An 8,811-nucleotide genomic window follows, 5' to 3' on the forward strand; every position below is an offset into this window, starting at 1 on the left:
ATAGAGTCTCGACTAACTACAAAACCTAAAACCTCTTCATCTATACCTTTCAACTTCAGATAACCATACTGTTTCACCTCTCGATTATCCACATAGTTAGCAACAGTCTGCGATACCAAAATGGTATTTGGTTCGGCAGCCTCCTGTAGCCTGGCCGCAATATTTACTGATGGGCCAATAGCTGTATAATCAGACCGTTCTGCACCACCAAACATTCCTACTACAGCATTACCCTGATGAATACCACAACGAAACCTCACTGGAGAGGCCCCATTCTGTCCAATTAACCCCAGATTTTGCCACCGCTCATTTAATTTATCCAAAGCTTTTAACATGGCCCTAGCTGAAGCCACTGCTCGTTGCACCTGCTCATCTGCTGTCAATTCTTCAGGTGAACCATAAATTGCCATCACAGCATCCCCCACAAACTTATCCACAGTACCACCATTAGCAAAAATTGCTTTTGTCATCTCTGCTAAATATTCATTTAACAACTCAGCTATTCTACGTGCTTGCAAAATATTCGACATCTGAGTAAAACCAACAATATCACTAAACAAAACTGTGACCAATTTTGGTTCTGGTCTTAAATCTAAAGCCAATTCTCCCTGTGCTGCACGTTGCACCATTTCTGGTGGCAAAAACCGCCTTAGCACTGACTCTGTTAAATAGGAATTCAACTCTTGTACTTTTCGTTCATTCTCTTTTAAAGCTAATAAATTATGGACTTCTGCCAAAAGTTCTCTATCATTAAAAGGTTTTGATAAATAAGCATCAGCTCCTCTTTCTACCCCTTCAATTCTGGTATCTTCATCTGCTTTTGCTGTTAACAAAATAATTGGAGTTCCTCGCAAATCTTTTTCTTCTCTAATCATTTTAATTAAATCGAGACCAGATACAATTGGCATCATTAAATCTGTAATAATCAGATGAGGATGATGAATTTGTGCAATTTCAAATGCCTCAGCTCCATTTCTAGCTAACATTACATTAAAGTTAGACTTCCTCATAATTCTTGATACATAGTTTCTCAAATCTGGGTTATCATCCACCATTAAAATAGTAGGGGGCGATTCGCGAATTGCTTCTACTACCACATCATTACTATTAACTTGAGCAATATTTTCTGCTTGCTCTACTGCAAGTAATTCCTCTGCTTCTTCTAATTCTGCTTCTACATCTGCAAATTCCACAGCCAACTTAGAAGCATTAAATTCAGCAGGTTCTTCTACAACTCGATCTGTCGGTAAATGACTATTTCCTGTTTGTAGCCAAACTTCAAAAGTAGCACCTTGACCATAAACTGATTCTACATTGACTTGACCATTATGAAGTTCTACCAATTCTTTAACTAACGCTAAACCTATACCGCTTCCTTCATAAGAACGATTTTCCGAACCTTCTGCTTGTCGAAATCGTTCAAATAAAAACGGAATTTGTTCTTGACGAATACCAATTCCAGAATCTTGAACTTTTAATAGACAATTTTCCCCTACTGGCTCAACTGAAATAGTAATTGTTCCCCCAGCAGGAGTAAATTTCATGGCATTTGATAGGAGATTGTAGATAACCTTATCAAATCTTTCTATATCCAGATAAACTGGCGGGCAATTTTCACTAAATTCTGTAACTAAATAAAGCTGCTTTTTCTGACAGTAGGGTGTAAATGACTCCACAATGTTGCGACAGAAAGCTACAATATTACAGGGTTGAAAAGAAGGCTGCATTCTTCCAGCATCAATTCTTTGCAAATCTAATAATTGATTAACTAATCTCAATAGACGACGAGAATTACGCAGGGCGATCGCTCCTTGCTCTAGAGGTAAATCTCTGCTGGAATTAACTGCTTCTTCTAACAAACCGATCGTTAAAGTCAGAGGTGTGCGAAATTCATGGGAGATATTTTGGAAAAATTCTGTTTTGAGGCGGTCTGCTTCTATTAGTCGTTCTGCTTGTTGCCTGGTTGTTTGGTATAGACTGGATTGTTGCACGGCGATCGCTGCTTGGGAAGCTACTGCCTCAGCTAGTTCAATTTCAGAAGCTTGCCACTGGTGTTTGTCGTTATTGTGACGTAGAGAAATACTACCAATAATTTTTTCATCCACGGTCAGGGGTACTACCATTAAAGCACGAGCATTAAAGCGTAAAGGAAGTTGAGGTTCATTAAATTCAGGATTTATATTCAGATCGCAAACTGCTATAGTTTTTTTTGTTTTTAGCAATTCCATTAAAACAGGATTACTACGAATAGGAACAAACGACTGAGGTAATTCTACTGCAGTTGACGAGCGGTCGTTTTGAGCATCGTATAATCCTACACATTGAACGTATTCATCAGCTTCCGTCCACAAGGAGAGAACACAACCATCTACTTTCAACGCTTTGCCTAACTCTTGAGTGATAGCAGCAAAAATATCTTGGGGATTCAGACTAGAGCGAATAGCAGTTGTAATGGTATTAACCAGAGCTTCTCTTTGAGCAAAACTTCTTAGTTGCTCATAAGCACGAGCTTGTGATAGAGCTAGAGCAGCTTGCTCTGCAACCGTATTTAAGAGCTGTACTTCATGGTCTTGCCAGTTCCGGATATCCTCACACTGATGCAATGCCAAAACAGCAATTAAGTCCGATCGGGAAAATAGAGGAACAATTAAACTAGAACGAATATTCCCCGCTTGATAGGCTTGTCGGCGTTGTTGTAGTTCTCTACTTTCTCCCTGTAGCCTTTCATCGGTTTGGACATCTGAAATAATTTCTACATCAGTAGTTTCCCAAATAATATGATTCAAGATTTCTTTTGGTACTTCAGTAGAATGAGGATTTGCTGATTGTTGAGGCTCATATTCTTGATTTCGATAAAGAAACCATTCGTCTTCTCCATTACCATCTTGAAAAGGACGACAAACAGCTAAACTCACCTCAAACATTTGGCCAATAGTTTCCACTATCCTTTGGAGCATCTGCCGATAATTAGGAGCAGAGCGAATAGTATTGGTGACTGCGTATAGTAGAGACTTTTGTTTAAGAGCGCGTCTTAGTTGGTCAGTATGAGACTTGAGGACATTGTGAGTGTCAACTGCCTGTTTAACTAATCCTTTAAGTTCTTCTGAACTCCAAGGTTTAGTTAAATATTTAAAGACCTTACCAGAGTTAATTGCTTTTACGAGGTCTTCTACATCAGTGAAGCCAGTTAAAAGAATCCGAATAGTATCAGGGTATTGTTTGGCAGTTAGACTCAAGAACTCTGTACCACTCATTTTGGGCATTCGCTGGTCTGAAATAATTACAGCTACTTCCTCAGATTTTTCTAGAATTTCTAGAGCTTCTAGTCCACTTTTAGCACGTAACACCTTATATTCCTTGTGGAAAGTACGGTAAAGAAGGTCTAGGTTGTCTAATTCATCATCAACAACCAAAATTTTCGGTTTAAGTTTTTTTCTAGAACTCATGCACCGCTCTCCGTGCTTTCAAGGCAGTAACGATTGATTATTATTTAGCAACTTACAGTTTATAGATAGGACACCGTTATACTGGACAACTTAACTCTAAATGTCCATTTACACCTGTATCATCAACCAAAAAGCAAATCACCAACTTTGGTACTTGCTTTACTGAAAAAAGTTGCTTCAATCACAGTGGTTATTATTAATAATTTACTCATAATCAAGTTAATTAAATTTAATATAAATGAATAGTATCTATCTTGGAGTTGATATTAAATTAAGATACAGTTGCTTAAAATGTTACGTTCGAGCATTTTTATTCAGGATAGAAACAATTTTTACCTAAAATAAAATTAACTAAAGTTTTCTGAAATTCAGATTTTTTTAATTCTTTGGACTTTTACTTCTTGTTTTACATGCTTGATAGGTTAAGTTAAGTATAGGTGGGAAATTTTACCGAAGAATTAATAATTAAGTAATTAAATAATTCGGGTTGAAAACCTCCCCTTTCAAGGGTAAAAAGCGGTCGAGGGATGGCGAGGTCCCCTCGCCATATCCAATCGACCAAGACAGCGGTCGTTAGCGCAGCTTCCCGGAGGGTGAGATAGCGATCTTCGGAGCGACTCTGTCAAGAGGGTCCCCTCGCCATATCCAATCGACCAAGAAAATAAATTTTTTCCTTTTAGTCAATCCTTTCCCTAAAAACTATGCTTTAATAAACATCTTTCTTAACATAAAACTTGACAAAATAGACAAGTCATGTGTAAGTCTTCAAAAAGCTTTTTCCTGAGAAAAAATGTATTTCAAAGCACATTTATTTGGATAATTTAAGTAGTTTTGCTTACCTAAATTGACTATTTCTCCCTTCTCCCCTGCTCCCCACAAGGTTTTCAGGAGTTCTTTAATCAGGAGTTCTTTAATAAGGAATAGAAAGGGAGAAGTAGTTATCCATTATCCATTATCCATTAATGAAAAGTTACGTCCGAAGAGACTGAAAGGTAGTGGAAAGTTTGCACAGCATTCCGGACCGAAAGCAATCTCAAGAGTATGAGGTGCATCAACATTTTGTTACATAGTCAGATTTATTCACGCCTACCTACTTAGTGGCCTTTCAAACTATAAACTAGCGCCCTGACTTAGTATATAAACTAGTGCAGAATGGCAGAAATAACTGACCAGTCAAAAAATCCTAAAAGCCTTACCAATTAATACTTCTGACTTCTCAGTTCTGAGTTCTGACTTCCGCGTAGCGGCACTAGCGCCCTGATTAGTATATACACTAAAAGCTTTGGTAGGCTGCTCAATATCATTTTTTCATCTAAAATCACTAAATCACTTTGCCTACAAAAATGACTTGATTTCTCAAAAATCCTCAAATGTTTTAGCTTTAGATTTTTAACCCTATTACCTTTTCCTCGATTTTTACACAACCTCAAGACAACTGCTACATTTATTCTAGGCTTTTATATAGAATTTAGATATAGCTAGTAAATTTATTGTGAACCCTTTATTTTTTTTATCAAAGTTTCTACAGCCTCAAGCAAAAAAAAAATTGTCTAATAAGTTTAGTTTTTTCATTCGGGTTGCTCAACCAAAGGATATTAACAGTATTACCGAAATTTTGACTAATAGTTTTTACTCCTGTCAAGGAATTATGGGTTATGTTCGTCCTTTTTTACGACTAGGTATTTACGAAGATTTACGTAATCGCATTCGTTCAAAAAGTGAGCATTATCTATGTATTGTTGCTATGGTTGTCGAAAATACTCAGTTTACCTGGGATGTATCTAATACTAGAGAACAAAATTTGGTAGGAACTGTGGAAATTGATGTGCGTTCGCCAAGTGGGATGGATGTCCTTTTGCTTAACTCTTGGCAATTAGATAATTTTGAGTATGCTTACTTATCAAATTTAGCTGTTGATGCTAACTATAGAAAATTAGGAGTTGCTCAAAAATTGTTAAGTTATTGTGAGCATAAGGTATTAGGATGGGGTTTTTGTGAGTTATACCTTCATGTATTAGAAAATAATTATACTGCTAGAAGACTTTACGATAAAGCTGGCTATCAATTACAAGAAGTTGAATGGACTTTCGGTTCTCTACTATTTGGGCAACCTCGAAAGTTACTTTTGCGTAAATCTTTTTCACAATAGGGAGTAGGGAGTAGGGAGCAGGGAGTAGGCAGAAATAATTGATGAAAATTAAATTATTAATTATTAATTGTTAATTGTTAATTATTCCCCGCCATTTACTCACAAAATTACCTAAATCTTTTGACAGCCAAGCATCATATTGAGAATAGATAGGTAATCTTTTGATTAGCTGCCATCCTCGGGAGCGCAGCACTTTTGCTAAAGCTTGATCATGGGGATGAGGATAATCAGGGTTGACTTCATCGTGGAGTCCAATTCCTCCTAAGTCACTCGCACCAGCTTCTACACAAGCTAATAATATTTCCGGTTTTGTAACTAAATTAGGAGGAATTTGTAACGTAATAGTTGAGGGCAGAATTTGACGAGCGATGGCTACAACATTTGGCAACAAATTGATGTCAAAAGCTTCACCATTCCATGTTTGTTGCTCGCCAGGACTATAGGGTTGTAGAATAACTTCTTGAATATGACCCCATTTTTTATGAACATTAGCGATCGCTATTAATGTTTCTTTCCAGTCAGTTAAAGTTTCTCCAATTCCTAATAATAAACCAGTAGTAAATGGAATTCTTAATTCGCCAGCTAATTCTAATTGTTGTAAGCGTAAATGTGGTATTTTACTAGGAGCATTTTTATGAACTGTTTGTAATAATTTAGGTGTCATCTGCTCCAACATTAATCCCATTGACACATTGACTTGTTTTAACTCTTTCATTTCTGCTCTACTAAGTGGCCCAACATTAGTATGAGGTAAGAATCCTAAAGATAGAGCTAGTTTACATAAGTCATAGATTAATTGGAACCAAGTTGGTCTATTTTGGCTGTTGGGATGTACTTCACCACTCAGAATTAAAATTTCAATTACACCTTGATTTTTTAGGGATAGTAATTTTGCTTCTGCTTCTGATAGACTCAGCCATGAACTTTTGCTTGGATCTGAGCGAAAATTACAGTAAGTGCAATGATTAAAGCATTCATAAGTAGGAACTATTGTATAAGCAGGACTATATGTAACAATTCTAGACATGGGTAGAGTATTATAGCAGTTTTCATTAATATAGAATACAGAGATTTGAGATGAAAGACAGAGGACAGGGGCTTTGTCGTCTACCTTTGTGAAAACTGCTATAAATTTAATTAGTCAAATGTGACATACTTCCACACTATAGCGCGAGCTTAGTGTACGTTTCGTAGCCGTTCTTCTAAACTTACCCATACACGATAACCTCCGGTTAAGCGTAAGCTATCGCATGAGCTTTGGAGCTAACTTCCTGCTTTCCTACGGAATGCTGCACAAACACAGAAGACCACTGACCGCAGTCTGTAATATCATGTTCGGTTAAATACTTATACTTTGGCAGGGGGAAGGCAGAGGGCAGAAGGCAGAAGGCAGAAGGAAGAGAGGGAAGTTTGAAGTGAAGAAGTTTTTATAACTAATCATCCGAACATGATATAACTTATCTTCTCCACAGGCTTAAATTCGCTCTTGACTCAAGCTACTGATACACATAGTTTTTCAGGTTGACAGCAGCGTTTCCTACGGAATGCTCCGCAAACAAATCTCTGTCAGCTTCAAAACCGCATTCACTACATTTGCTAACGCAAAGCTGCGCTAACATAAGTTCTCAAGTGCAATGACATTTCCTGTTGATGCCCACAGTTTGAACATATTTGAGAACTTGGAAAGTTACAGTCGATGGAGATATCACTATCCCTCACCTCTGTTTCAAAACCGGACTTGAGAGTTTCCAGCTCATCCGGCTCCTAACATTATAGGTTACTTCCAGGTTGGTTACATCTACTTTCGCACCTGCTTTACAGGGTTATCCACGCTGATAATTTATACCTTTGGTATAAGACCGGGAGGTTTTATAAGAGTCTCCTACTCTAGATGGCTTAATTATTGCGTTTTTGCTTAATATAATTTCGGTTTCACACCTACCTACAATGCTTCCCCACGTCTGCTTTATCCTGAACGTTACTCCAGGCTTGCTTTTTGGAGAATCCTCCATCCTAACTAACATTGGTCAAGCTTTCCCTACTCATATTGAGAGCCAGAAAGTAGTTACTTCGTTCCCTGATATCATTTCACGTTAACTTTCTTGTTTCTCAGTTTAAGCCGACCCCAAACTAGATACGGAATCTACAGATTTTGATAGATTCGAGTTGTGTAGGGCATACCATTTTGGTCAGGGAGTCATTTCAGTTATCAGTTATCAGTTATCAGTTATCAGTACCTCTCACTGAAGTAAGAGGCTTGAAATAAGGAATATTCTCTTTTCTCTTGGTTGATTGGATATGGCGAGGAAACCTCGCCATCCGGAGACCGCTTTTTATCCCCTTAAAAGGGGAGGCTTTAGACCAGATATTTCTCGGTAACAACGTCTTTCTCCCACTAGCAGTTACGACCCACTGCAGGTGAGTTCTCTGTTCGATAACCATAGCTAACTTCCCTTGCAAAGGATTGGGATGACATTACCCTTACTTGGCTTTATCCCCATGCACCGAGAGACAGAGTTGCTAATTCTGAAACCTGGGAGATAGGAGTCACACGGTATCCGCGTGGGAAGGAATTGAACCTCCATGAATATCAGAGTTATCCCGCTAAAGGGACTGACTGAACGTAAACTAGGTTTACTTAGGCCAAACGAGTCGCACAAATCTATCAGCTATGACTAATTCACTGCCGTACCATTCACATTTGTATGTAAGCTGACGCTTGAATTCATAAAATCCACAATCTGTTATGGCACTTGCTAGTTTGTGATGTCTTGGTGCGCGTTCCGCAAGCGAGCTGAAGTCGTCGCGGGGTTTCACCGCTTTTTGAGCATTCCACTTTTTGAGCATTCCACGCACCCTATGCGATCAGATATTTATTTGACTACTGCCTACTCCCTTAATTTATAAGTATTCAAGCTGACATAGTGTAAGTTATTTTTTTTAAGTTATTTTTTTTATTGACTTTTGAACAAATATATAAATATGTTTTATACAAAGCTTCATAAACAAAACTTATAACTAAGTTAAACAACACTATCCTTAACAACCCTTTACAAACCGAAATAAACTAGCTATATTATTAATAACGGAGCAGACAAATAAAAACCTGCACCGCCGTACCTCGAAAATTTCATACATACATAACAGCAATCATACATAACTATGACAACTACCTTACAACAGCGTGAAAACGCCAACGTATGGGAAAAGTTCTGT

At 37.8% G+C, this 8,811-nt stretch carries 4 protein-coding genes; 1 reads left to right on the top strand and 3 read right to left on the bottom strand.

Annotated elements, in window-relative coordinates:
* Positions 1-3,446 (bottom strand): response regulator (locus tag AC3DU7_RS17695; protein ID WP_488040634.1); only part of this gene is annotated, 3,446 nt, incomplete at its 3' end.
* Positions 3,447-4,992: 1,546 nt separating this feature from the next.
* Here AC3DU7_RS17695 and AC3DU7_RS17700 point away from each other — a divergent pair.
* Positions 4,993-5,595 carry a GNAT family N-acetyltransferase gene (locus tag AC3DU7_RS17700; protein ID WP_488040635.1) on the top strand — a complete coding sequence of 201 codons (603 nt, stop codon included), beginning with the start codon at positions 4,993-4,995 and terminating at the stop codon, positions 5,593-5,595.
* 70 nt (positions 5,596-5,665) lie between these two features.
* On the opposite strand, the gene cofG is transcribed toward AC3DU7_RS17700, so the two are convergent.
* Both cofG and AC3DU7_RS17710 read right to left on the bottom strand, forming a co-directional pair.
* Positions 5,666-6,622: a 7,8-didemethyl-8-hydroxy-5-deazariboflavin synthase subunit CofG gene (cofG, locus tag AC3DU7_RS17705; protein WP_488040636.1), complete on the bottom strand. Its 957-nt coding sequence runs from the start codon at positions 6,620-6,622 to the stop codon at positions 5,666-5,668.
* Between the two features lie 1,607 nt (positions 6,623-8,229).
* The gene (locus AC3DU7_RS17710) at positions 8,230-8,442 is read right to left on the bottom strand and encodes a hypothetical protein (protein ID WP_488040637.1); all 213 of its coding nucleotides are present in this window, start codon (positions 8,440-8,442) and stop codon (positions 8,230-8,232) included.
* Positions 8,443-8,811 lie beyond the last annotated feature (369 nt).

The organism is Okeania sp., assembly GCF_983059655.1.

Coding starts and splice junctions, on each gene's coding strand:
- cofG (WP_488040636.1), bottom strand. CDS start 6,622: ATGTCTAGAATTGTTACATATAGTCCTGCTTATACAATAGTTCCTACT.
- AC3DU7_RS17710 (WP_488040637.1), bottom strand. CDS start 8,442: ATGCTCAAAAAGTGGAATGCTCAAAAAGCGGTGAAACCCCGCGACGAC.